At 69.9% G+C, this 23,493-nt stretch carries 20 protein-coding genes; 11 read left to right on the forward strand and 9 right to left on the reverse strand.

Annotated features, from left to right (window positions below; all coding sequences use genetic code 11):
• Positions 1-5: 5 nt before the first annotated feature.
• Together ACQPXM_RS04565 and ACQPXM_RS04570 are read left to right on the forward strand one after the other, a co-directional pair.
• A complete protein-coding gene (locus ACQPXM_RS04565) occupies positions 6-2,387 on the forward strand; it encodes a phosphoketolase family protein (protein WP_432945069.1) in 2,382 nt (793 codons plus the stop codon).
• A gap of 59 nt (positions 2,388-2,446) precedes the next feature.
• Complete coding sequence (locus ACQPXM_RS04570; protein WP_432945071.1) at positions 2,447-3,142, forward strand: hypothetical protein; 696 nt, start codon at positions 2,447-2,449, stop codon at positions 3,140-3,142.
• On the opposite strand, the gene ACQPXM_RS04575 is transcribed toward ACQPXM_RS04570, so the two are convergent.
• The gene (locus tag ACQPXM_RS04575) at positions 3,117-3,911 is read right to left on the reverse strand and encodes a sigma-70 family RNA polymerase sigma factor (protein WP_432945073.1); all 795 of its coding nucleotides are present in this window, start codon (positions 3,909-3,911) and stop codon (positions 3,117-3,119) included. The genes ACQPXM_RS04570 and ACQPXM_RS04575 overlap by 26 nt on opposite strands.
• Before the next feature lie 174 nt (positions 3,912-4,085).
• On the opposite strand from ACQPXM_RS04575, the gene ACQPXM_RS04580 reads away from it, so the two are divergent.
• Positions 4,086-4,709, forward strand: a complete 624-nt coding sequence (locus tag ACQPXM_RS04580) for a UdgX family uracil-DNA binding protein (RefSeq protein WP_432945075.1) — start codon at positions 4,086-4,088, stop codon at positions 4,707-4,709.
• A 7-nt stretch (positions 4,710-4,716) separates the two neighbouring features.
• Here ACQPXM_RS04580 and ACQPXM_RS04585 read toward each other — a convergent pair whose 3' ends face one another.
• Positions 4,717-5,679, reverse strand: a complete 963-nt coding sequence (locus ACQPXM_RS04585) for a TIGR03557 family F420-dependent LLM class oxidoreductase (protein WP_432945077.1) — start codon at positions 5,677-5,679, stop codon at positions 4,717-4,719.
• Positions 5,680-5,953: 274 nt separating this feature from the next.
• On the opposite strand from ACQPXM_RS04585, the gene ACQPXM_RS04590 reads away from it, so the two are divergent.
• The gene (locus ACQPXM_RS04590) at positions 5,954-6,097 is read left to right on the forward strand and encodes a GPGG-motif small membrane protein (RefSeq protein ID WP_432945079.1); all 144 of its coding nucleotides are present in this window, start codon (positions 5,954-5,956) and stop codon (positions 6,095-6,097) included.
• A 73-nt stretch (positions 6,098-6,170) separates the two neighbouring features.
• Here the strand turns inward: ACQPXM_RS04590 and ACQPXM_RS04595 are convergent, their stop codons facing one another.
• A complete protein-coding gene (locus ACQPXM_RS04595; protein WP_432945081.1) occupies positions 6,171-6,662 on the reverse strand; it encodes a hypothetical protein in 492 nt (163 codons plus the stop codon).
• 141 nt (positions 6,663-6,803) lie between these two features.
• On the opposite strand from ACQPXM_RS04595, the gene ACQPXM_RS04600 reads away from it, so the two are divergent.
• The gene (locus ACQPXM_RS04600) at positions 6,804-7,574 is read left to right on the forward strand and encodes an NIPSNAP family protein (RefSeq protein WP_432945083.1); all 771 of its coding nucleotides are present in this window, start codon (positions 6,804-6,806) and stop codon (positions 7,572-7,574) included.
• 150 nt (positions 7,575-7,724) lie between these two features.
• On the forward strand, positions 7,725-8,648 hold the full coding sequence (locus ACQPXM_RS04605) for a serine protein kinase RIO (RefSeq protein WP_432945085.1): 924 nt from the start codon (positions 7,725-7,727) through the stop codon (positions 8,646-8,648).
• Here the strand turns inward: ACQPXM_RS04605 and ACQPXM_RS04610 are convergent.
• On the reverse strand, positions 8,645-9,802 hold the full coding sequence (locus ACQPXM_RS04610; RefSeq protein WP_432945087.1) for a tannase/feruloyl esterase family alpha/beta hydrolase: 1,158 nt from the start codon (positions 9,800-9,802) through the stop codon (positions 8,645-8,647). The two genes, ACQPXM_RS04605 and ACQPXM_RS04610, sit on opposite strands and share 4 nt — an antisense overlap.
• A gap of 249 nt (positions 9,803-10,051) precedes the next feature.
• A complete protein-coding gene (locus tag ACQPXM_RS04615; protein ID WP_432945089.1) occupies positions 10,052-11,707 on the reverse strand; it encodes an FAD-binding dehydrogenase in 1,656 nt (551 codons plus the stop codon).
• An 89-nt stretch (positions 11,708-11,796) separates the two neighbouring features.
• Here ACQPXM_RS04615 and ACQPXM_RS04620 point away from each other — a divergent pair, with 89 nt between their 5' ends.
• Positions 11,797-13,662, forward strand: a complete 1,866-nt coding sequence (locus ACQPXM_RS04620; RefSeq protein WP_432945091.1) for a DUF5107 domain-containing protein — start codon at positions 11,797-11,799, stop codon at positions 13,660-13,662.
• A gap of 139 nt (positions 13,663-13,801) precedes the next feature.
• Positions 13,802-14,203, forward strand: a complete 402-nt coding sequence (locus tag ACQPXM_RS04625; protein WP_432945093.1) for a hypothetical protein — start codon at positions 13,802-13,804, stop codon at positions 14,201-14,203.
• Positions 14,204-14,263: 60 nt separating this feature from the next.
• On the opposite strand, the gene ACQPXM_RS04630 is transcribed toward ACQPXM_RS04625, so the two are convergent.
• On the reverse strand, positions 14,264-14,896 hold the full coding sequence (locus ACQPXM_RS04630) for a TetR/AcrR family transcriptional regulator (protein ID WP_432945095.1): 633 nt from the start codon (positions 14,894-14,896) through the stop codon (positions 14,264-14,266).
• Between the two features lie 104 nt (positions 14,897-15,000).
• Here ACQPXM_RS04630 and ACQPXM_RS04635 point away from each other — a divergent pair, with 104 nt between their 5' ends.
• Both ACQPXM_RS04635 and ACQPXM_RS04640 read left to right on the forward strand, forming a co-directional pair.
• A complete protein-coding gene (locus ACQPXM_RS04635; RefSeq protein ID WP_432945097.1) occupies positions 15,001-16,308 on the forward strand; it encodes a phosphatidylinositol-specific phospholipase C1-like protein in 1,308 nt (435 codons plus the stop codon).
• Positions 16,309-16,314: 6 nt separating this feature from the next.
• Entirely contained in the window at positions 16,315-16,755 is a 441-nt protein-coding gene (locus ACQPXM_RS04640) for an OsmC family protein (RefSeq protein ID WP_432945099.1), read from the forward strand.
• A 421-nt stretch (positions 16,756-17,176) separates the two neighbouring features.
• Here the strand turns inward: ACQPXM_RS04640 and ACQPXM_RS04645 are convergent, their stop codons facing one another.
• Positions 17,177-18,331 (reverse strand): FUSC family protein, encoded by a 1,155-nt coding sequence (locus ACQPXM_RS04645; protein WP_432945101.1) that lies wholly within the window; start codon positions 18,329-18,331, stop codon positions 17,177-17,179.
• A gap of 69 nt (positions 18,332-18,400) precedes the next feature.
• Here ACQPXM_RS04645 and ACQPXM_RS04650 point away from each other — a divergent pair, with 69 nt between their 5' ends.
• Positions 18,401-18,904, forward strand: a complete 504-nt coding sequence (locus tag ACQPXM_RS04650; protein WP_432945103.1) for a DUF5709 domain-containing protein — start codon at positions 18,401-18,403, stop codon at positions 18,902-18,904.
• A gap of 54 nt (positions 18,905-18,958) precedes the next feature.
• On the opposite strand, the gene ACQPXM_RS04655 is transcribed toward ACQPXM_RS04650, so the two are convergent.
• Together ACQPXM_RS04655 and ACQPXM_RS04660 are read right to left on the reverse strand one after the other, a co-directional pair.
• On the reverse strand, positions 18,959-20,284 hold the full coding sequence (locus ACQPXM_RS04655; protein WP_432945105.1) for a cytochrome P450: 1,326 nt from the start codon (positions 20,282-20,284) through the stop codon (positions 18,959-18,961).
• 99 nt (positions 20,285-20,383) lie between these two features.
• On the reverse strand, positions 20,384-23,398 hold the full coding sequence (locus tag ACQPXM_RS04660) for an alpha-mannosidase (RefSeq protein ID WP_432945107.1): 3,015 nt from the start codon (positions 23,396-23,398) through the stop codon (positions 20,384-20,386).
• Positions 23,399-23,493: the final 95 nt, after the last annotated feature.

The raw sequence follows: 23,493 nt of genomic DNA on the forward strand, positions 1-23,493 counted from the left end.
GGTGCGTGCAACAAGTCGACGCCACACCGTTGAGCGACGAGGAGTTGCAGGGCCTCGACGCGTACTGGCGAGCTGCCAACTACCTGTCCGTGGGGCAGATCTACCTGCTGGCCAACCCCTTGCTGCGGGAGCCACTGCGGCCTGAGCACATCAAGCCGCGGCTGCTCGGCCACTGGGGTACGACGCCCGGGCTCAATCTCGTCTACACGCACCTCAACCGGCTGATCCGGCAGCGCGAGCGCGAGCTGATGTACGTGATCGGCCCGGGCCACGGCGGGCCGGCGATCGTCGCGCACACCTGGCTGGAGGGCAGCTGGACCGCGACGTACCCGAACACCACGCAGGACGAGCCGGGCATGGCGCGGCTGTTCAAGCAGTTCTCGTTCCCCGGCGGGATCCCGAGTCACGTCGCGCCCGAGGTGCCCGGCTCGATCAACGAGGGCGGCGAGCTGGGCTACTCGCTGAGTCACGCGTACGGCGCGGCCGCCGACAACCCCGACCTGGTTGTCGCCTGCGTGATCGGCGACGGCGAGGCCGAGACCGGACCGCTGGCGACGTCCTGGCACTCGAACAAGTTCCTCGACCCGCGCCGCGACGGCGCGGTGCTGCCGATCCTGCACCTGAACGGCTACAAGATCGCCAATCCCGCGGTGCTCGCGCGGATCGGCGACGAGGAGCTGACCGCGTTCCTGCGCGGCGTCGGCCACGAGCCGTACCTGGTCGAGGGATCGGACCCCGCGACCGTGCACCAGGCGCTGGCCGCGACGCTGGACCGATGCCTGGACCGGATCGACGAGATCCAGCTCGAGGCGCGCACCGCCGGGAGCTCGACGCCGGCCCGGTCGGCCTGGCCGATGATCGTGCTGAAGACGCCGAAGGGCTGGACCGGTCCGCACACCGTCGACGGCGAGCCGGTCGAGGACACCTGGCGGTCCCACCAGGTCCCGCTGTCCGGCGTACGGACGAACGAGGATCACCTTCGGCAGTTGGAGGACTGGCTGCGCAGCTATCGGCCGGACGAGTTGTTCGACGCCGGCGGCCGGCCGGTCGCGAGCGTGCTCGAGCTGGCACCGAAGCCGTCGCTGCGGATGGGGTCGAGCCCGCACGCGAACGGCGGCGTGCTGACCCGCGACCTCGAACTGCCGGACCCCGCCGAGTACGCCGTACCGGTGAAGCTGCCGGGGGCCGAGGACGGGGAGCCGACGAAGGTGTTCGGGCAGTACCTGCGGGATGCGTTCGTGCTGAACGAGGCACACCGCAACCTGCGGCTGTTCGGGCCGGACGAGACCGAGTCGAACCGGCTGGGCGCTGTCTACGACGTGACCGGCAAGGCGTGGCTCGGCGAGACGCGGGAGACCGACCAGCACCTCGCGGCGGACGGCCGGGTCCTGGAGATGCTCAGCGAACACACCTGCCAGGGCTGGCTGGAGGGTTATCTGCTGACCGGGCGGCACGGGCTGTTCTCGTCGTACGAGGCGTTCGTGCACATCGTCGACTCGATGGTCAATCAGCACGCGAAGTGGCTGAAGACGATCAACCGGCTGGAGTGGCGGCGCAAGATCCCGTCGCTGAACTACCTGCTCACCTCGCACGTCTGGCGTCAGGACCACAACGGGTTCTCGCACCAGGATCCCGGGTTCATCGACCACGTGATGAACAAGAAGGCCGAGGTGGTCCGGGTCTACCTGCCGCCGGACACCAACACCCTGCTGTCGACCATGCACCATTGCCTGCGGACCCGGAACTATGTCAACGTCGTTGTCGCCGGCAAGCAACCGCAGCCGAACTGGCTGGACTGGGAGACGGCCGCGCTGCACTGCGCCCGCGGGATCGGGGTCTGGGACTTCGCCTCCAACGACAACGGCGACCCGGACGTCGTGATGGCGTGCGCGGGCGACGTCCCGACGTTGGAGACGCTCGCGGCCGTCGACCTGCTGCGCGAGCACCTGCCGGAGCTGAAGATCAGGGTCGTCAACGTGGTCGACCTGATGCGGCTGCAGGACGCGACCGAGCACCCGCACGGGCTCAGCGGTCCGGAGTTCGACGCGCTGTTCACCACCGACAAGCCGGTGATCTTCGCGTACCACGGTTACCCGTGGCTGATCCACCGGTTGACCTACCGGCGAAAGGGGCACGACAACCTGCACGTGCGCGGGTACATCGAGGAGGGCACCACGACCACGCCGTTCGACATGGTCGTGCTGAACAACCTCGACCGGTACCACCTGGCGATGGACGTGATCGACCGTGTACCGACGCTGGGGACGCGGGCGGTGACGGCCCGGCAGTACTTCGCCGACCAGCGCGTGCGGCACCGCGCCCACACGACGACGTACGGCGAGGACCTGCCGGAGGTCCGCGACTGGCGCTGGGGCCGTCGCGGCTGAGAGTTTTCTCATCTGCCAGCTCTGGCCGGGCGATGGGCGGGTCTGCACAATGACCCCTTATGGCCGTTTCCACGACGATTCCCAGCCGGTTGGCGCCGGCAGCGCTCGGGCCGACTCAGCTGGTCATCGGGCTGCTGGTCTGCACCGACCTGGTGATGCTCGTGCTGCACCTGGCCCACCGCAGCGTCCAGGTCGGCCTGCGGGTGCCCGTGGTGAAATCGGCGGCCTTCAACATCTCCAGCGACCACGGCATCGCCGAGAGCTTCGGCTACGTGCAGCTGTTCTGGGCCGTCCTGCTGCTGGTCTGGCTCGGGCTGTTCGGCCGGCGCCGGTCGTATCTGCCGTGGGCCTTGTTGTTCGGGTATCTGCTGGTCGACGACTTCTTCGGTCTGCACGAAGCGGCCGGTACGGCGCTGGTCGACGCGACGGGCCGCTCGCCTGAGCAGTTGGTGTTCGCCGGAGTACGGCTGCAAGATCTCGGCGAGCTGGGCTTCGCGTTGTCGGTCGGACTGGTGCTGCTGGCCCTGCTGGTGTGGGGCTATCTGCGCGGGACCGCACGGACGAGGGCGACGTACCGGCGGCTGTTCGGGCTGAGCTTGCTGCTGGCGGTGTTCGGAATGCTCGTCGACGGACTGGCCACGGGCGTCGGCGACAGCGGGTTGCAGCTCCTGCATCTGCTCGAGGACGGCGGTGAGCTGCTCGCGATGACCGCTGTGCTCGGCTACGTCGTCAGCCTTGTGGTTGGGGAGCGCTGAGCTCCGCGCGTAGGCGTTCGAGAATGCCGCGCAGCAGGCGGGAGACCTGCATCTGGCTGACGCCGAGTTCGTTGCCGATCTCCTCCTGGGTGAAGCCGTTGCAGAAGCGCAGCTCCAGGATGCGGCGCTCGCGGTCGTCCAGGTCGGAGACGACGGGAGTCAGGGTGTGCACGTTCTCGACCAGTTCGTAGCCGTCTTCGGCGTCGGCGACGGTCTCCATCAGCGTCGCGCCGCCGTCGGCTGATCCGGGAGCGTCCAGCGACAGGGTGCTGAAGCAGTTGCGGACCGACGTCGCCTCGGCGACCTCGTCCGGTGCGGTGCCCAGCGCCTCGGCGGTCTCCCGGTCCGAGGGCAGGTGCCCGAGCTTCTGGGTCAGCTCCGGCTCGGCGGCCGCGATCGTGCCCTGCATCTCCTGGACCCGGCGCGGCGGGCGCACAGTCCAGGCGCAGTCGCGGAAGTAGCGTTTGAGTTCGCCACGGATCGTCGGTACGGCGTACGCGAGAAAGCTGCTCGCCTCGTCCGGGCGGTAGCCGTTGGCGGCCTTGACCAGCCCGAGGCAGGCGACCTGCTCGAGGTCGTCGGCGTCGACGCCCTTGCGGCGGTAGCGGGAGGCGATCGAGCGGGCGATCGGAGCGTTCAGGATCACGACCTGGTCGAGCAGGTCCTGGCGTTCGTCTTCCGGCAGGCCGGCGGCCCGCTCCAGCAGTTCCTGGGTCTGGTCGGCGATCTGCTGCTTGGTTCCGGCCGGTTGTACAGGTGCGATCGTCACGGGGCAAACCTCGTCGTGTCGTTCCTGCGGGAGGTGGCGTCATGGCTGAGCCCCTCGCCTCCACCAGACCAAACCTGCCCGACCGACGCAACCCCTCCCGCGTTACAGCTGTTTGAAACCTGACCGGCGCGCGGCTGGGAATAGGCTTGCCGCCGCGCGGGAACCAGGGGGACTGTGAACGACTTCACTGGTGCCGAAGAGTTCGTTCCGGACCGCGGCGGGCTGCGGGCGTTGCGGGCCGCGCTGCCGGCCTGCCGCGGCTGCGACCTGTGGCAGGACGCGGAGCACGTCGTACCGGGGGAGGGGCCGGCGCGGGCCCGGATGATGCTGATCGGTGAGCAGCCGGGCGACGTCGAGGACAAGGAAGGACACGTGTTCGTCGGCCCGGCCGGCCGGTTGCTGGACAAGGCGCTGGTGGCCGCGGGCATCGAGCGCGACGACGTGTACCTGACCAACGCGGTCAAGCACTTCCGGTTCGAGCGGCAGGGCAAGCGGCGGATCCACAAGACGCCGGCGGTCGGCCATATCGTTGCCTGCAGCCCCTGGTTGCGATCCGAGCTGGGCATCGTGAAGCCCGCACTGGTGGTCGTGCTCGGCTCGATCGCGGCGCGGGCGGTGCTGGGGACCGGCTTCAAGGTGACCCAGCACCGTGGCGAACCGGTCGAGCTGCCCGACGGTACGCCGGCCACCGCCACTGTGCATCCCTCGTCGGTGGTGCGGTCGCGGGAGTACCGCCGGGACTTCGAGCTGTTCGTCGACGACCTGCGCGCGGCCGCGGCGATGCTCGAGCAGGCTTGACCGAGGGCTACTTGGCGCGGCGCAGCTCGGGCAGGATCTCTTCGCGGTACAGGTTCATCATGTCGATCGTGTGCGGGCCCATGTTGGCCACGTACACCTCGTCGAACCCGGCCTCCAGGTACGGCTTGAAGGCCTCCAGATGCGCGTCGGCCTTGGGACCTGCGGCAATCGACTCGGCAGTCGACTCCTTGGTGACCAGCTGGGACGCCTGCTCGAAGTGGCGCGGCGACGGCAGTACCTGGGCGAGCTCGCCGGGCAGCCCCGAGTTGGCCCAGATCCGGTGCGCCTGCTCGACCCCTTCCTCCTCGGTCGGGGCGTAGCTCACCTTGAAGCCCGCTTGAGCCGGCTTGGCGCCACCGCCGTTGGTGCGGAAGCGGTTCAGCAGTTCCTTGTCCGGCGAGGTGGTGATGTAGCCGTCCGCGATCCGCGCGGCCACGTCGGTCGCCTGGGGGCCGAAGCCGGACATGTAGATCGGCAGCGGGCTGTCCGGACGGGTGTAGATCCGTGCCGTGTCGACCGTGTAGTGCTTGCCCCGGTGCGACACGAACCCGTCCTCGGTCCAGAGCCGGCGCATGATCTCCACCGCCTCCTCCAGCATTTCCAGCCGGACGTCGACGGTCGGCCAGACGTCGCCGAGCACGTGCTCGTTCAGCGCCTCGCCGGTCCCGATGCCGAGCGTGAACCGGCCGTTCAGCAGTACGGCGCTGGTCGCGGCCGCCTGCGCGATCACCGCGGGATGGATCCGGACCGTCGGGCAGGTCACCGCCGTGGTGACCGGCAGCTCACACACCTGCGAGATCGCGCCGATCGTCGACCAGACGAACGCGCTCTGGCCCTGCTCGTCGTTCCACGGATGGAAGTGGTCACTGATCCACAGCCCGTCGAACCCGGCCTCCTCGGCCAGCCGGGCCTGCTCGATCAGCTGGGCCGGCGTGTACTCCTCGCTGGACAGGAAATAGCCGATCTTCACAACGTCTCCTCCGCTCGCGGGCGTTTCGGGATGTGTTTGCCCGGTGCCCGGCGGGCCGTCGCGCATTCACCCGAGCGGAGTGCCGAACCGCTCAGCGGGGCCGGTCGCTGTGCGTGGCCGGTCGTGTCGGGAAACGGTTGCCTTGAAACCGGGGCGAGTTGTGACCGTTTGACCTGTTGGGGGCCGGGCACTGGATGTGAGGCGGGCAACCGCTGCAGGACCCACGGGGTACAGCCGCCGGGCAGGTCGCCCGGCCGTCGAGAAAGGAACGACCATGGGCTTGGTGCTCTGGATCATCGCGGCGATCCTCGTCATTGCAGGAATCGTCTCGCTCGTTCGCGGCCAGCTCCTGATGGGCGCCGCACTGATCGTCGTAGGCCTGCTGGTCGGGCCCGGCGGTGTCAGCATCTTCACCTGATCCTCTGAACGACCGAGGGCCGTGGCAATCGCCGCGGCCCTCGGCCCGTCCAGGGTGAATCCGCGGGAGAATGTCAGCCCGGGGTGCGAAAGACTCGACGGGCCGCGCTCATCCGTAGCCGCTCGAGTTCCTCCAGTTGCTGCTGTGCGTCGGCAAGCAGTCCGTCGAGTTCGACAGGGTCGAAGCCCTTCTCCTCCGCCGACAGTGATCGCAGGACCCGCCAGCCGGCCGCCTTGCCCTCGACGGTGATGCGCAGCATCTCCAGCTCCGTCACGTCGCTCAACGGCGACCGCCGGACCAGTTCGCCGTTCGGCTTGAACCGGCCGAGCTTCTCCGCCACCCACGCACCAGCGTTCTTCACCGGATCCGGTTTCGCGTCGACGACGGCCAGGTACTTGGCCAGCACGGTCCGCTCGTTCTCGATCCGTTCGGACATCGCGGTCAGTGCGGTCCGGGTGACCGCGTCGCTCTGCTGGTCGGCCGCCCGCCGGAACAGTTCGATCCCGGCGGAGGATCCGGCGTAGTGGTCCTGCAGGTAGGTCGCAAGGCGGGTCCGGTCGATCATCAGGCGCTCCTGGGTCGACTCTGCCTGGTCGCTTGGCCGGTACCCAGCGCCGAGCGGATCAACCTGTCGGACAATCGCTGACAGCCGTTGTCAGGTTTCGGCGCTTGACTGGGGGTCTCACCGACCTGGAGGAAACGCTCGATGGACTGTTGCGCCGTACTGGACCTGCGTCAGTACACCCTGTACGACGGCCGCCGCGACGACCTGATCACGCTGTTCGACCGCGAGTTCGTCGAGGGGCAGGAGGCGTACGGCATGCACGTTTGTGGACAGTTCCGCGACCTCGACGACGACAACCAGTTCGTGTGGTTGCGCGGGTTTCCCAGTTTGGAGGCGCGGGGCGAGGCGTTGCAGGGCTTCTACTCCGGGCCGGTCTGGAAGGCGCACTCCGCCGAGGCGAACGCCACGATGAAGGACTCCGACAACGCGCTGCTGCTGCGGCCGCTCGCGCTCGGGGCGGACTGGCCGGCGCTCGGCTCGCCACGCCTGCCGGTGGACGCGGTGCCGGTGGACTCACGTCTGCCGGTGGACTCGGTGCCGGTTGACGCTGAGGAGGCCGTCGGCACGGTGGTCGCCGGCGCGGTCTACCACCGGCGGCCGGATGACGACGGTTTCGTCGAGTTCTTCACCGAGCGGGTCATGCCGGTCCTGGCCGACGCCGGCGTGCGGTTCGCCGGGATCTTCGAGACCTTGCCCGCCGAGAACAACTTCCCCGCCTTGCCGTTGCGCGACGAGACCGTGCTGGTCTGGCTCGCGGTGTTCGCCGACGACACGGCGTACCAGCTGCACCGCCGGCACCTGGCCGAGTCGGCGTCCTGGCGGGAGATTGCCGCCGAGCTGGAACGCCGCTGCGGCAAGCCGGCCCAGGGACTGCGGCTCCGCCCGACCACGCGTTCGCAGCTGGGCCGATAAATCAATTGCACAACCCGGTAGCGCCGTGCATCCTGAGCATGCTCGTGCAGCGAAGCGCGCTGCCTGGACCTGAGGAGGGCTGACGAATGGCCATCACTGTGCTGCGGCTTGCCCGCGTCAGACTCACCTCTAGCTCCAGGAGCACATCAGATGTCTTCCGACGTCTTCCGCACCACGCACGACCTTTCTGACCTCAACTGGACCGACCTGCCCGAGCAGCGGTCCGACGACGAACAGCCCGTCGACGAAGCCTTCGTCTTCGAGTTCTCCGCGGTCGACGAACGCCTCGGTCCCGATCAGCGCTGGTCGACCTGGATGGACGTCGAGCGCAGCGCGCGCGGCCCGAAGCCCCGCCCTGACTGGGTCGTGACCGAAGAGGCCGCGATCGACACCGAGCTCGGCATTCTCAAGACCGGCAAGGAAGCCGACGTCTTCCTGCTCGAACGCGCCGTCGACGCCATCGGCGGCAACCCGGCTCGCTCGTCGCTGCTCGCGGCCAAGCGGTACCGGACCGAGGAGCACCGGACGTTCCACCGCAGTACGGCGTACGTCGAAGGCCGCCGGACGCGGAACAGCCGCGACAGCCGCGCGATGGCGAAGAAGTCCTCGCACGGCCGCAGCGTCGCCGCCGGCCAGTGGGCCTACGCGGAGTGGGAAGCGCTGTGCCGGCTGTGGAAGGCCGGAGTCCCGGTCCCGTATCCCGTTCAGGTCGACGGCACCGAACTCCTGATGGAGTTCATCGACGACGGCGAAGGCGGTGCCGCACCCCGGCTCGCCCAGGTCCGGCCGTCCAAGCAGGTGCTCGAGCTGTACTTCGAGCAGGTCCGCGACGGGATGCGCGAGCTGGCCCGGGCCGGGCTGGCACACGGCGACCTCTCGCCGTTCAACGTGCTCGCCCAGCCCGACCGGATCGTGATGATCGATCTGCCGCAGGTGCTCGACATCGTCGGCAATCCGAAAGGCATGGAGTTCCTGCTCAGGGACTGCCACAACATGGCGACCTGGTTCACCAACCGGGGACTGGAGGTCGACGAGCAGGAACTGTTCGCCGACCTGCTGTCGATGGTGTTCTAGATCGCTTTGCGCAACAGGGGAACCAGCGGGACCAGCCGGTCGGGGTAGGCGTCGACGAGACCGTCGACATGATTGCCCGCCTCGACCCGCTGGTACCGGAACAACCGCTCGCGTCCGGCGCGACGCACCATCGTTGCGTACGCGTCGGAGTCCTGGGTGATCGGCAGCAGGCTGTCGAAGGTGCCGTGGATCGTGGTCAGCGGCTTGCCGATTCTGCCGGTGAGTTCTATCCGCCGTACCGCCTGCTGTGCTTGGGGTCTCGCGCTGTAGTCGTAGGCGCCTTCGGTGCCCGTGTAGGTGGGATCGAGCTCGGCGGTGTAGATCCGCTGGGTCAGCTTCCAGTAGACGGTGTAGTGGTAGTTCCACAGGAAGCTCGACCGCGGGTCGAAGCCGGCCTTTTCGATCAGGCTCGGATCTTGTTGCTCATAGCCCCTGATCGCCGGCGGCAGGAAGCTGAGCAGGTTGGGCCCGTCGGCCGTCCACAACGTGCCTTCGAGATCGACGCCACGGGTGTAGAGCTCGGGATGGTTCTCGAGCTGCCAGCGCACCAGGTAACCACCGTTGGAGATGCCAGCGGCAACCACTTCGCGCGGCGCCCGGTGGTAGTGCCGGGTCACCGCCTTCCGTGCGGCTCGGGTCAGCTCGGTCATCCGACGGTTCCACTCGACGATCGCGTCCCCCGGCTTGGTCCCGTCCCGGAAGAACTCGGCGCCGGTGTTGCCCTTGTCGGTCGCCGCGTATGCGTAACCCTTGGCCAGTACGTCGTCCGAGATCGCGCGATCGTTGGCGTACTGCGCCCTGACCCCCGGCGACCCCGCGACCACCAGACCACCGTTCCACTGCTGGGGGAGACGCAGCACGAACTGCGAGTCGTGGTTCCATCCGTTGTTGGCGTTGGTCCGCGAGCTGTCCGGAAAATACCCGTCCACCTGAATCCCCGAGACCGGTTTAGGCTGCGGCAGCGCGGAGTGAGTCAACCCCGCGTAGTCCGCCGGGTTGGTCCGGCCGCCGACGGTCGTCAGGTCGTCCAGACACGTGACTTCGGCGTACTCGGCTCCTGGAACCCGCACCTGCGGACAACCTCCGGCCTCGGCGGGGACCGCGAGGGTGGACGTCACAAGAACGATGGCGAGCGAGGCAGCGAGGCGGCGCATGAACCCTCCTGGAAGTCGGATGCGCGCCAAGCTACGAGGCAGCCCGACCGTTGTGCAGGTGGGCGGGAACCACAACCACCCCAGGCCGAATGGGCCGGTGGCACACGGCAGTTCGAGGCGCACCCGGTTCGACGTGCGCGGTAGCGCGCACTTTGCAGGGGGCGGCAGCACGCGCAACCCGAGCAACGGGTGGGCGGGAGCTGGCGCCGTAGGGAGCGCTAGCGAGTGGAGGGGCCTGCGTGGGGGATGTCAGCTGACCGCCCGGGCGGCTGCGCGGCCCGCCGTACGGCCTGTGAACAGGCAGCCGCCGAGGAAGGTGCCTTCGAGGGAGCGATAGCCGTGGACTCCGCCGCCGCCGAAGCCGGCGACCTCGCCGGCGGCGTAGACGCCGGGTAGCGGGGTGCCGTCGGGGCGGAGGACTCGGGAGTCGAGGTCGGTCTGGAGGCCGCCGAGGGACTTGCGGGTGAGGATGTTGAGTTTGACGGCGATGAGCGGGCCGGCTTTGGGGTCGAGGATGCGGTGTGGGGTGGCGACGCGGATGAGCTTGTCGCCGCGGTAGTTGCGGGCTCCGCGCAGGGCGGTGATCTGGAGGTCCTTGGTGAAGGTGTTGGCGAGCTCACGGTCGCGCGCGACGATCTGCCGCTCCAGTGACGCAAGGTCGATCAGGTTCTCACCGGTCATCGCGTTCATGCCGCGGACCAGATCGGCCAGGTTGTCCTTGACGATGAAGTCGGCGCCCTTGTCCATGAACGCCCGGACCGGAACGGTCGCGCCGCCGCGCGCCCGGCCGAGTACGCCGCGGATGTCCTTGCCGGTGAGGTCGGGGTTCTGCTCCTGGCCCGAGAGCGCGAACTCCTTCTCGATGATCTTCTGGGTCAGCACGAACCAGCTGTAGTCGTACCCGGTGCTCATGATGTGTTCGAGCGTGCCGAGCGTGTCGAAGCCGGGGAACAGCGGCACCGGCAGCCGCTTGCCGGTCGCGTCGAACCACAGCGACGACGGCCCGGGCAGGATCCGGATGCCGTGCTTGGGCCAGATCGGGTCCCAGTTCTGGATGCCCTCGACGTAGTGCCACATCCGGTCGCGGTTCACGTACCGGCCGCCGGCCGCCTCGGTGATCGCGAGCATGCGGCCGTCGACGTGCGCCGGTACGCCGCTGATCATGTTCTTCGGCGGGTTTCCCATCCGGGCCGGCCACTGCTCGCGGACCAGGTCGTGGTTGCCGCCGATCCCGCCGGAGGTGACGATCACCGCCTGCGCCGTCAGCGCGAAGTCCTCCAGCTCGACCCGCGAACTCGGCACCGCGCGAGCGGACTCGCTCGGCTCCAGCACCTTGCCGGCGACCCCGTCGACGACTCCGCCGGTGACGGTCAGCTCGTCGACCCGGTGCCGGAACCGCAGCTCCACCAGGCCCTTCGCGACCGCTTCCCGGACCCGCCGCTCGAACGGCGCGACCAGCCCCGGCCCGGTGCCCCACGTGATGTGGAACCGCGGCACCGAGTTGCCGTGCCCGTCCGCGTTGTAACCGCCGCGCTCGGCCCAGCCGACGACCGGGAACCAGCGAACACCCTGCGCGTGCAGCCAGGGCCGCTTCTCGCCGGCCGCGAAGTCGACGTACGCCTCGGCCCACTGCCGCGCCCAGAAGTCCTCGTCGTCCAGCCGGTCGAACCCGGCCGAGCCGAGCCAGTCCTGCAGTGCGAGGTCGTGCGAGTCCTTGATCCCCATCCGGCGCTGCTCGGGGGAGTCGACGAACATCAGGCCGCCGAAGGACCAGTGCGCCTGCCCGCCGAGCGACGCTTCGGGTTCCTGGTCGAGCAGCAGCACCTTGCGTCCCGCGTCGGCCAGCTCGGCGGTCGCCGCCAGCCCGGCCAGCCCCGCTCCCACGACGATCACATCTGCATCCATCGGACCCGTCTCCTCGCGTCGGTCGTCCATGGATACCAGACAACCCGACCGGTAGACCGCAGCTGCGCGGTGTTGCAAGAATCAAGCTCGTGACGACCCTTTCCGCGCAGACTCTGACCCTGCCCGTCGCCGACCTCGGTCCGGAGAACCCCCTCCCGCCGCTGCGCGGACACCGCGACCTGCACCGCGTCGAGAACCTCGACGCCCTCCCGCCCGACCTCGCCGAGAACATCCGGTACGGCGGACTGCGCAGCGTCCTGCCCTGCCTGGACCAGGACGGCTACGGCCGGACCCTCGTCGAGCAGCCGCTGCCGACGCTCGTCCTGGAGAACGACCACCTCCGCGCGACCGTCCTCCCGACGCTCGGCGGCCGGCTCTACTCGCTTGTCCACCGGCCGACCGGCCAGGAGCTGCTCTACCGCAACCCCGTGATCCAGCCCGCGAACCTTGCCCTGCGCAACGCTTGGTTCGCCGGCGGCGTCGAGTGGAACCTCGGCAGCACCGGCCACTGGACCGGCACCTGCTCCCCGCTGCACGCCGCCCGCGTCGAAGGCCCCGACGGTACGCCGGTCCTGCGGCTGTGGGAGTGGGAACGCAGCCGCAACCTCGTCGTCCAGCTCGACTTCTGGCTCCCCGACGACTCCGATCTCCTGTACGTCGGCGCGCGGATCCAGAACCCGTCGCCGGACGTCGTCCCGGCGTACTGGTGGTCGAACATCGCGGTCGAGCAGTCGCCGGGGACGCGGGTGCTGGTCCCGGCCGACCAGGCCTGGCGGTTCGGCTACGGCAACAAGCTCGACCTGGTGGGCGTGCCGGAGTACGAGGGCATCGATCTGACCTACCCGATGCGGCACCGGCGCGCGGTCGACTTCTTCTTCGAACCGTTGCCGGAGCAGCGGCCGTGGATCGCGGCGGTGGATGCCGAGGGCAACGGATTGCTGCAGGCATCGACCGCCAGGCTTCGCGGGCGCAAGCTGTTCGTCTGGGGCGAGGGGCGCGGAGGACGGCGCTGGCAGGAGTGGCTGTCGCCGGGCTTGCAAGGTCCGGGCTACTGCGAGATCCAGGCCGGCCTGGCGCGGACTCAGCTCGAGCACCTCAAGTTGCCCGGAGCAACCAGCTGGACCTGGCTGGAGGCGTACGGACGCCTGTCGGTCGACCCGGCGACGGCGCACGGCCCGTGGAACGAAGCGCGGACCGACGCGGACGCCGTACTGGCCGATCGGGTGGCCGACCTGGAAGAGCGCGAGCAGGCCTGGCTCGGGATCGCGGACGCGAGGCCAGGAGAGCAGTTGGCGGCCGGGTCCGGCTGGGGCGCGCTCGAGCTGGCGCGAACCGGCTGGACGGTGTCAGCCGGCACGCCGTTCGCCGAGTCGACGATGGGCGAGCGGGAGCGAGCCTGGCTGCCGGTACTGCGTGGAGAGGCGCCCGGCGCGATGGACGGGACGCTGGTCGGCTGGAAGGACCTGCTGGAGGCGGCGGAGGACAGCTGGCTGACCTGGTACCACCGAGGTGTCGCAAGGTGGTTCGCGGACGACGAAGCCGGCGCGGTCGAAGCGTGGCGCCGATCGGGAGACAACCCGTGGGCGCTGCGGAACCTCGCCGTGGTGACCGGCGATCTGGCGGCGTACGAGCGGGCGACCGAGTTGCTGCCCGAGCTCGTGCCGCTGGTGGTCGAGGCGGTGACCGCGGCGGTGGAGGCCGACCCGGATCGGGCCGGCCGAATCCTCGACCGCGCTCCGGCCGACGACCAGCGGATCCGGCTCGCGAAAGTCCGGTACCTGCTGCGGATCGGCGACGGAACCGGCGCCGAGCGGTTGCTCGACGAGGGGATCGAGCCGGCCGGCGTCCGGGAAGGGGAGAACCCGCTCGCCGACTACTGGCGCCAGGCGCAGGAGTTGCTGGGCTCGGACCGGCCGGTGCCGGCCCGGTACGAGTTCGGCATGTTCGGCGACTGACGGCACCCGGCCGGTCACCTCCGGCGACTTTGTCAGGACTTGGGAACCAAGCCTGTCCTGGCGGCGTCTCACCGTCGTGCGGCGAGGGCCGCCGCAGGAAGGAACGACAACGCGTAGAGCGTGGTCGGGGGTGAGTGCCATGGTGACGATCGTTGTACTGGTCGGGTTCGGCCTGGTGCTGCTGGTCGCGGCGTGCATCATGTCGGACGTCTTCGCGGGCGCCTCGCGGCGGCGCGAAGTGGGTGAGGAACGGACCGCCGGCCGGGTGGTCCGGATCCGCGGACCGATCCGCGGACAGGGCGAGGGCGGGGTCCCGACGGAGTACGTCGAGGTCGTCGTCGAGTACTACACGCGGCGCGGCGAAGGCCCGTTCGAGGTCCACCGCCGGTTGCCGATGGGCAGCAGGAATCTGTACGCCCCGGAGGACCGGGTGATCGTCCGGTACGACGCGCGCAGCCCGCGCCGAGGCCGGATCGAGGGCCGGGTCAGCCACTGGCCGCAGCTGGGCCCGAGATCGTCGGAGACGGTCCCGCAGCCCTAGCCGCGGCAGCCCTCGTCGCGGCAGCTCTGGTCGCGGCAGCTTTGGCTACGGCAGCCCCGGCTACGGCAGGTAGGGCTCCAGCAGCCGGTGCAGGGTCGGGCGCCCCTGGGCCAGGACGTGTTCGGCGTCCTCGGGAGCCAGGCGCTCGGCCAGATGGGACAGCGCCTCGCCCATCGTGATGGTCAGCGTGACGGTGAGCCGGAACTCGTGGCTGTCGGTCGCGCCGAAGCGCTGGGTGAGCAGCTCGGCGAACTCCCCGGCGTGCTGGTCGTCGAACTCACCGGGCGTCGCCTCCAGTTGCGGATCGCCCAGACCGCTCAGCACGACGGCCCGGAAACCCGGGTCGGTCCGGTGCATCTCGCGAAAGGTGTCCAGCGTGACATCGACGGCTTCGCGCCAGTCCGCGACCACGGCGAGGCGCTCGCGCACCGCCTCGGTGTAGCGGTGCTGGTTGCGCCGCTCGATCGCCTGGATCAGCGTGCGCTTGTCCGGGAAGTACCGGTAGACGCTGCCGACCGCGATCTCGGCCCGCTTGGCGATGCTGCTGGTCGAGGCCGCGTCGTAGCCGCGCTCGACCACCTCGGCGCAGGCCGCGTCGAGGATGCGTTCGACCTGGCGGCTGGCCCGGTCCTGGGTCGGCATCCGCCGCAACGGATAGGCGCCCGGCTCCTCACCAGCGCTCGTGGAGACCATGGGTTCATTGTGCCCCGCCGAGGGGGACAACGTTGCCATCCGCTGTCGTTCAGTTCGATGACAGCTTCTCGACTCCCCGCGGTGACCTCCGGCCGGACACAATCGTGACCAGCAGGACCGCCCAGATCGACGAGGGGAACTTCAGCATGCGGATCAGCAGCAAACTCACCGCCGGGCTCGCGTCCGCGGCGGTCGCGGCCGCCGGCCTGGCCGGTGCGTCACTCGGCAGCGCGGGCTCGGCCCAGCAGCCCGCGAACGGTGCGCAGGCCCCGGCCAACGGCGCGGCGGCCGCGACGAACGGCGTACAGGCGAACGGCGTCCAGGCTCCCGCGAGCGACTCGGCCGCGCTGCGGCAGACCCGGTCCGCGGTGCGGATGAACCAGATCCAGACCCTCGGCGCGCACAACGCGTACCACCGCGAGCTGAGCGCGGCCGAGAAGCAGGTCCAGCAGGCACAGGACCCGAACGCGCAGAACATCTGGTACTCGCACGCCTCGATCCCGCAGCAGCTGCAGAACCAGAACATCCGCACGCTCGAGCTCGACTTGTTCCCGGACCCGGCCGGCGGGCTCTACACCTATCCGCTGATCCGGAAGCTGACCGGTCAGGGCCCGCTCACCGACCCGGAGCTGGCCAAGCCCGGGATCAAGGTGATGCACGTCGTCGACTTCGACTACAACACCACCTGCCGGAGCTTCGTGCTCTGCCTGCAGCAGGTGAAGACGTGGTCCGACCAGCACCCGGACCACGCGCCGGTGACGATCCAGCTGGAGCTGAAGCAGTCCGACCCGCGGCTCGTCGCGGCCGGCGGCGTCCAAGCGCCGCCGTGGGACCTGGGCAACCTGAACAGCATCGACACCGAGATCCGGTCGGTCTTCAGCGAGCGCCAACTGCTGTCGCCGGACGACGTCCGCAAGCCCGGCCTCACGCTCGAGCAGTCGGTGCTCACCAAGGGCTGGCCGACGCTCGACCAGGCACGTGGCAAGGTGATGTTCTTCTTCGACAACGGCGGTGAGGGCCAGATCCGCGACCTCTACCGGACCGGCAAGCCGAACCTCGAGGGCCGCGCGGTCTTCACCCGCGGTCCGGAGGGCCAGCCGGACGCCGCCGTGACGATGGTCAACGACCCGCGCGGTGCCAACCAGGCGGAGATCCAGCGGCTGGTCCGCAAGGGCTACCTGGTCCGGACCCGGTCCGACGAGCCGATGTCGACGGTGCTGAACAACGAGACCAGCCGGGTCGGGATCGCGCTCGAGAGCGGCGCCCAGTTCGTCACCACCGACTTCCCGGTGGCCGGGATGGCGGCCCGGTACGACCGCGACTTCGTCGCGCAGCTTCCCGGTGGGGTCGCAGTACGCTGCAACCCGGTCTCCTCACCGGCCTGGTGCAGGGGCAACGTCTCGGAGAGGTGAGTTCTCGTGTCGGAGCACGTGGTCGACGTCAGCTGGAGCCGTGGTGAGCACGAGTTCACCTACCAGACCTACAGCCGCGACCACGAGTGGCGCTTCGACGGTGGGGTGACCGTGCCCGGGTCCGCGAACCCGGCGTACCTGGGCAGTCCCGGGCCGGTCGACCCCGAGGAGGCGTTCGTGGCGGCGCTGTCGTCGTGCCACATGCTGACGTTCCTCTCGATCGCGGCGAAGAAGCGGCTGGTGGTCGACTCCTACGACGACCACGCCGTCGGGCTGATGGCCAAGAACGAGCGCGGCAAGCTGGCGATCACCCAGGTGAGGCTGCACCCGAAGATCGTGTTCGCCGGCGAGCAGCCGGACGCGGCGACGCTGGAGCGGATCCATCACCTGGCGCACGAGGAGTGCTTCGTCGCGAACTCGGTGACCACCGAGATCACCGTCGCCTGACCCCGGTACGCCGTACCGGCCCCGGACAGCGAAGAACCACCCGGCCGACTGGCCTGAGCCTCGCGCAAGCGGCGTCAGGACAGTCGACCGGGTGGTTCCGTGTGCGCCGCTGTGGCGGTGCACTCGACGGGTCCGGCGGCGCCTCGCATGGGCGCCTCTGCGGTGTGCGACCTCCGTGCGGTCTACCTCGGTGGGGAAGACCGTCCGGGCGCGCCGCCGGACTCCGTCCGTCCGGTGCGCGCCTAGTGGTGCTCGGCGGCGGCGTTCATCCGGTCGTCGGGGGTCTGGGTGGGCTCGCCCTCACCGCGCAGGACAATCTGCTCGGTCGCGATGGCTGCCATCAGTCGGTGGATCGTCATGCCGGTGAGACGCACCGACCGGCCGGGTATGACGGCGATTTCGCAAAACTTCTGGATGTGACCTACTTCTCATCCAGCCCGTCGGGCCGCAGCGGCACCAGCGCGCGGGCTTCGTCGTACGTCGTACCGGTCAGCTCGAGCAGGTCGACGACCGTCGAGCGGATCTGGCCGAGCACGACGACGCCGGACAGCGAGCCGGGAATCGGCATCACGGCGGTCCGGCGGCCGAGCTCGCCGAGCACGCGGTGGGCGGCGACGTCGGCGTGCGGTTCGAACAGGGACTCCGCGATCAGCCGGGTGCCGTCGGCGAGACGTTCGAGCAGCGTCGGGTACTCGGCGGGCATCTTCTCGTCCCGCCAGACCGACACCGCGCAGCGCCGGACCAGGACCCGGATGTTGCGGATCGCCCGGTCCAGTGGGACGACCAGATCGGCGATCTCCTGCACGCGGCCGCGGTGCCGGCGCCGGAACGGCGAGAGCCGGACGACCGCGACACCCTCGTCGGCGGCGCTGCGCAGGTCGTCGAGCATGGTCTCGCTGGCCCGCGCCCGGCGCAGCGCGTCGGTGACGGCGTCCTCGTCGCTGTTGCGCAGGCCTTCGGCGGTCTCGATCAGGATCGCCGCCAGTTCGTTCAGTACGCCGGACGCTTGTTGCCTCGGGCGACGAATCGCCGCCGCCGGCGCGATCGTGGCGGCGGCCAGCGCGACGGCGCCACCGAGCGCGGCGTCCAGCCAGCGGCTGAATCCCGCGCCGGGATCGGGCAGCAGCGTCGTGACGATCGCGGCCTGGACGCCGGCCTGGGTGGTCATCAGCGTGCCGGCGCCGAGCAGGACCGCGACGCTCATCGCGAGCGCGATGACGAACACGATCTGGACCACACCGGTACCGAAGAAGCGGACGAACAGATCGCCGACGCCCACCCCGACCGCGACGCCGACCATCACCTCGGCGACCCGGCGCAGGCGCTGTCCGAAGCTGAATCCGAGACACACCATCGCGGCGACCGGGGCGAAAAACGGTTGCTGATGGCCCACGGCGTACCGGGCCAGCGCCCAGGCGACACCGGCGGCAAGGGCGCACTGGACGATGAAGAAGGCCCGGTTCCGTAACCGGTCGACCCGGCGAAGGACCGAGGCGCGGGACCGCTGGGCGGCGTGCGGTGCGATGTCGTCGCGGAGCTCGCGCAGCTGATCCAGCGTCAGTCGGACCGGGTCCATGGCCCCATCATCCAGGACACGATGCCGCTCTGCCTTGATTCACACCGGCCGGACGGTCAGGGTGGGGCCATGACCGAGAACAACCGCGAGGACTACGGCAGCTACAGCGTCGACGACGAGGACCAGTTGCAGCCGGGGGACACGCTGAACGACCGCGGCGTCGACGACCTGCTGGACGAGGGCTACTCGCCCCCGGAGAAGTGGTCGGCCGGTGAGGGCTTCGGCACCACGGCGGACGAGGCGCTGCAGGGCGAGACGCTGGACCAGCGGATCGCGCAGGAGGAGCCCGAGCCGGACCCGTACGCCGAGGAGGGCGAGAACGTCGGCGGCCCGGAGGTCGGCAGCCAGCGGTCCGGCCGGCTGGTCGCGCCCGACGAGGGGGCGCACGAGGACGAGGAGAAGGACCTGATCGCCTCCGACGTCGGCTTCGACGGCGCCGCCGCGAGCGCCGAGGAGGCGGCCGTGCACGTGGTCGACGACGACGAGCCGTTCGAGCTCGACGACGAGGACCAGACCGACCTGCAGGACGTCCGTGACGTGGACCTCGGCGACGTCGGCGACCTCGAGGACTGAGCCAAGGCCTGTGCCCGATGCCCCCATGCCGCTGGCGTGGGGGCATCGGTCTGTTCAGCGGCGGGTGACGACGACCTCGCAGCCTCGCGAGGGGACCAGCGTGACGTTGCGCGGACGCGCCGGCTCGGGCTCCGGACGGACCGGCTGGACGTCGTACCGGGTGAGGGTGGCGCGAAGGATCTCGGTCGCTTCCAGCAGCGAGAAACCGGCGCCGATGCAGCGGCGGGCGCCTCCGCCGAACGGGATCCAGCTGCCCGCCGAGGGCGGGTCCTCGGACAGGAACCGGTCCGGGCGGAACTCGCGGGGCGCCGGGTAGTGCTCGCCGTCGGCGTGCACCAGCCCCAGCGCGGCCATGATCGTGGTGCCGCGCGGCAACCGATAGCCGGCCAGGTCGATCGTCTCCGTCAGCCGGCGGCCCACCTGGTAGACCACCGGGTGCAGCCGCAGCGCCTCCTTGGTGATCGCATCCAGCCGCTCGTCGTCGCCGGTGTCCGCGGCCCGCTGCCCCGCGGCCAGCTCGTCGGGCCGTCGCGCCAGCTCGTGGAACGCCCAGGCCAGCCCGGTCGCGGTGGTCTCGTGGCCGGCCAGCAGCAAGGTGACGAGCTGGTCGCGCAGCTCGACGTCCGACCAGCTGCCCGCGGCCAGCAACCGGCTCAGCACGTCGTTGCGTCCGGCAACGTTTCCGCGACGGCGGGCGATCTCGTCGTACAGGATCTCGTCGACCCGGCGCTGGGTCTCCAGATAGGTCCGCCACGGCGGAAACTTCAGCAGTCGCGGGTAGAAGCCGCCCAGCATGATGATCGGGCGCACCGAGACGATCCGGTCGACCAGTGGTCGCAGCTCGGCGAGCCGGGCCGAGTCGGTGACGCCGAACACGACCTGCAGGATCACCTCCAGTGTGAGTTCACGCATCCGGTCGTGCAGCCGGAAGGGCTTGCCGACCGGCCAGGACTCGACTTCGGCCTGAGCCAGCTCGGCGATCATCCCGGAGTAGCCACGCAGCGCGTTGCCGAGGAACGCCGGCATCAGCTGCCGTCGCATCCGGGCGTGGTCCTCGTCGTCGATCAGCAGCAGCGAGTGGTCGCCCATGATCGGCCGGAGCACCTCGTTGCCCTCGCCCGCGTGCATCACGGCCGGCGGAGTCGTGAACACGTCGCGGATGTGCTCCGGACGGCTCAGTACGACGACCACCCGGCTCGACGGGACCAGCCGGATCGTGAACACGTCGCCGTACCTGGCCCGCAGCCGCGGGAAGAACGTCTTGCGATGACCGGCGAACAGCACGGTCTGAACCAGCGTCGGCAGCTTCGGTCCCGGCGGCAGCGTGCGCGCGGTCTGCCGATCGAGCGTGCGGGACCCGAGCAAGGGCGTCGGCGTCATGCCACCTCCCGGATACGGGCTGAGGCCTTCCACGCTACGACAGCGCGGTGAACGGCACAGGCCCCGGACAGCGAACTGTCCGGGGCCTGGTCGGCAGAATCAGCTACGGGTGAAGCGCAGCGTGAGGATCTGGAACGGTCGCAGCGCGATCGCCACGCCGCCCTCGGCCAGCTCACGGTCGGCCAGGTGCCGCTCGAGCAGGTCGACCTCGGTGACCGAGCCGGCCGCGAAGCCCGGCGTGACGGTCGCCTTGGACTGACCGCCGCTGGACTCGTAGAGCCGGACGACGACGTCGCCGGACTGGTCGTCGGCGAGCTTGACCGCCTCGACGATCACGTTGCCGTTGCTCACCTCGACGATCGGCGCGACGCCCTCGGCGCCGGTGACGACCCGCTCCGGCAGGTTGATCCGGTAGCCCTCCTCGATCGCCTCGGGGATCCCGGCGCCGACCACCAGCGCGTGGTTGACCACGTGCAGGCCCTGGTCGGTCTGCGGGTCGGGGAACCGCGGCGCGCGGATCAGCGAGGTGCGGATCGTCGTCGTGGTGCCGCCGTCCTCGCGGGCGGTCCGGTTCACGTCGTGCCCGTACGTCGAGTCGTTGACCACGGCCACGCCGTAGCCGGGCTCGCCGACGTGCACCCAGCGGTGCGCCGCGATCTCGAACTTCGCCGCGTCCCACGAGGTGTTGGTGTGGGTCGGCCGGAAGATGTGCCCGAACTGGGTCTCCGACGCCGACCGGTCGGCGTGCACGTCGACCGGGTAGGCGGCCTTGAGGAACTTCTCCGACTCGTGCCAGTCCATCGCGGTCTCGATGTCGAGCCGCTTGGTGCCCGGCCGCAGCCGCAGCGTCTGGGTGACGGTGGAGCGGTTGAAGGACCGCGTCACCACCACGGTCGCGACGCCGTCGACGGTGCTGAAGTCGACCGTGTCGACCTCGGTGACGTCGCGCACGTTGTTCTTGTAGAACGAGTCGACGTCCCAGGCGTCCCAGTGGTTCGGGGTGTCGACGTGCAGCTGCAGCAGGTTCGCCACGGTGCCGGGGGCAACGACCTCGCGGTCGGCGGCCACGTCGTACAGGGAGGTGATCAGGCCGCGCTCGTCGATCGTGACCCGGATCAGCCCGTTGTCCAGCACGTTGCCGTCGATCGTCGCCGCCTGGCCCTCGCCGGCCGCGATGCCGGCGCCGAGCCCGGCCACGCCACCACGGTTGTGCGGGGCCGCGTTGAAGACGATCTGCGCGTCACCTTCGCCGGCCAGCGCCTGCTGGGCCTTGGCGATGATCGCCTCGAGCTCCTCGGCCAGCGCGGCGTACGTCGCCTCGGCCTCACGGTGCACCCAGGAGATCGACGAACCGGGCAGGATGTCGTGGAACTGGTTCAGCAGCACGGCCTTCCAGATCCGGTCCAGGTCCTCGTACGGGTAGGCGTCCAGCTTGCCCGCGACCACGGCCGCCGCCGACCACAGCTCGGCCTCGCGCAGCAGGTGCTCGCTGCGCCGGTTGCCCTGCTTGGTCTTGGCCTGCGAGGTGTACGTCGCCCGGTGGATCTCCAGGTAGAGCTCGCCGGACCACACCGGCGCGTGCTCGGCGTACTCCTCCTCGGCGGCGCTGAAGAACTCGGTCGGCGACTCGATCGTCACCCGCGGCGAGGACTCCAGGTTGGCCACCCGGCGGGCGGTCGCGACGAACTCGCGGGTGGGGCCGCCACCGCCGTCGCCGTAGCCGAACGGCACCAGCGACCGGGTCGCGGCGCCGTTCTCCTGGAAGTTGCGCTGGGCGTGCGCGAGTTCGCGGCCGGACAGGTCGGAGTTGTAAGTGTCGATCGGCGGGAAGTGGGTGAAGATCCGGGTGCCGTCGAGACCTTCCCAGTTGAAGGTGTGGTGCGGGAAGCGGTTCTCCTTGTTCCAGGAGATCTTCTGGGTCAGGAACCACTTCGAGCCGGACAGCTTGACCAGCTGCGGCAGCGCGGCGGTGTAGCCGAACGAGTCCGGCAGCCAGACCTCCTGGGTGTCGATGCCGTACTCGTCCAGGAAGAAGCGCTTGCCGTGCACGAACTGCCGCGCCAGCGCCTCGCCACCGGGCAGGTTGGTGTCGGACTCGACCCACATGCCGCCCACCGGAACGATGGTGCCGTCGGCAACGGCCTTCTTCAGCCGCTCCCAGACCTCGGGGTAGTTGTCCTTGACCCAGGCGTGCTGCTGGGCCTGGGAGAAGGCGAAGACGAGCTCCGGGTACTCCTGCGCCAGCGTGGCGACGTTGGACACGGTCCGGGCGACCTTGCGGCGGGTCTCGCGCAGCGGCCAGAGCCAGGCCGAGTCGATGTGCGCGTGGCCGACCGCGGACAGCTGGTGCGCGCTGGCGTGCGCCGGACGGCTCAGTACGTCGGTGAGCTGGGCGCGGGCCTCGACGGCGGTGCCGGCGACGTCCTCGTAGTCCAGCGCGTCCAGGGCCCGGCTGAGCGCTCGCAGGATCTCCCGGCGGCGCGGCTCGGACGGGGACAGCTCCTGCTGCAGGCCGTCGAGCGCCTCCAGGTCCAGGATCAGGTTCCACACCTCGGCCTTGAACACGGCCAGGTCGGCGCGGGTCAGCCGGTAGATCGGGGTCTCGCCGCGCTTGGCGCCGATGTCGACCTTCGCGTAGGCGTTGTCGAGCGGAATCTCCGGGTTCGCGGCGCCCTCGACGTAGAACTCGATCCGGTCGCCCGGCGAGGCCGCCGTACCGTCGGGGCCGAGGATCGACAGCGGCGCGTAGGTCTGCCGCGGGTGCAGGCCCTTCAGCGGTACGCCGGAGGTGGTGTGGATCAGGCCCTCGGCGGAGAAGCCCGGGCCGCCGCTGAAGCCGAGGTCGATCACGGCCTCGATCTCGGAGCCGGCCCACTCGGCCGGCACCTGGCCGCTGAACTTGAACCACGCGGTGCCCCAGGCGGGACCCCAGGGCAGGCCGATCTCAGCCGGCTCGAACTTCTGGGCCAGGGCCTCGGCGGGGGCAACCGGCTCACCGGGTGCGTGCCACACCTCGATGTCCAGCGGAACGGAGGCGCCGTAGACCGCGGGGCGGATCCGCTCCCGCAGGGCGCGCTTGAGCCGCTCCTCGATCAGTTGTCGGTCGTCGTGCACGAAATCATCCTCCGCTGACGGGGTTCCGCGGCCATCCAGGCCGACTGTGTTGACAACGCTGTCACATGAGGGCCGGGCCCGTCCAGACGCAAGCT

The sequence above is a fragment of the Kribbella sp. CA-253562 genome (genome assembly GCF_050942265.1).
Taxonomy (GTDB): Bacteria; Actinomycetota; Actinomycetes; order Propionibacteriales; family Kribbellaceae; genus Kribbella.

What these genes read in the sequence shown, in the direction of transcription:
- ACQPXM_RS04570 (WP_432945071.1), top strand. Translation starts at nt 2,447, where the DNA reads ATGGCCGTTTCCACGACGATTCCCAGCCGGTTGGCGCCGGCAGCGCTC.
- ACQPXM_RS04590 (WP_432945079.1), top strand. Translation starts at nt 5,954, where the DNA reads ATGGGCTTGGTGCTCTGGATCATCGCGGCGATCCTCGTCATTGCAGGA.
- ACQPXM_RS04595 (WP_432945081.1), bottom strand. Translation starts at nt 6,662, where the DNA reads ATGATCGACCGGACCCGCCTTGCGACCTACCTGCAGGACCACTACGCC.
- ACQPXM_RS04600 (WP_432945083.1), top strand. Translation starts at nt 6,804, where the DNA reads ATGGACTGTTGCGCCGTACTGGACCTGCGTCAGTACACCCTGTACGAC.
- ACQPXM_RS04605 (WP_432945085.1), top strand. Translation starts at nt 7,725, where the DNA reads ATGTCTTCCGACGTCTTCCGCACCACGCACGACCTTTCTGACCTCAAC.
- ACQPXM_RS04610 (WP_432945087.1), bottom strand. Translation starts at nt 9,802, where the DNA reads ATGCGCCGCCTCGCTGCCTCGCTCGCCATCGTTCTTGTGACGTCCACC.
- ACQPXM_RS04615 (WP_432945089.1), bottom strand. Translation starts at nt 11,707, where the DNA reads ATGGATGCAGATGTGATCGTCGTGGGAGCGGGGCTGGCCGGGCTGGCG.
- ACQPXM_RS04625 (WP_432945093.1), top strand. Translation starts at nt 13,802, where the DNA reads ATGGTGACGATCGTTGTACTGGTCGGGTTCGGCCTGGTGCTGCTGGTC.
- ACQPXM_RS04630 (WP_432945095.1), bottom strand. Translation starts at nt 14,896, where the DNA reads ATGGTCTCCACGAGCGCTGGTGAGGAGCCGGGCGCCTATCCGTTGCGG.
- ACQPXM_RS04645 (WP_432945101.1), bottom strand. Translation starts at nt 18,331, where the DNA reads ATGGACCCGGTCCGACTGACGCTGGATCAGCTGCGCGAGCTCCGCGAC.
- ACQPXM_RS04650 (WP_432945103.1), top strand. Translation starts at nt 18,401, where the DNA reads ATGACCGAGAACAACCGCGAGGACTACGGCAGCTACAGCGTCGACGAC.
- ACQPXM_RS04655 (WP_432945105.1), bottom strand. Translation starts at nt 20,284, where the DNA reads ATGACGCCGACGCCCTTGCTCGGGTCCCGCACGCTCGATCGGCAGACC.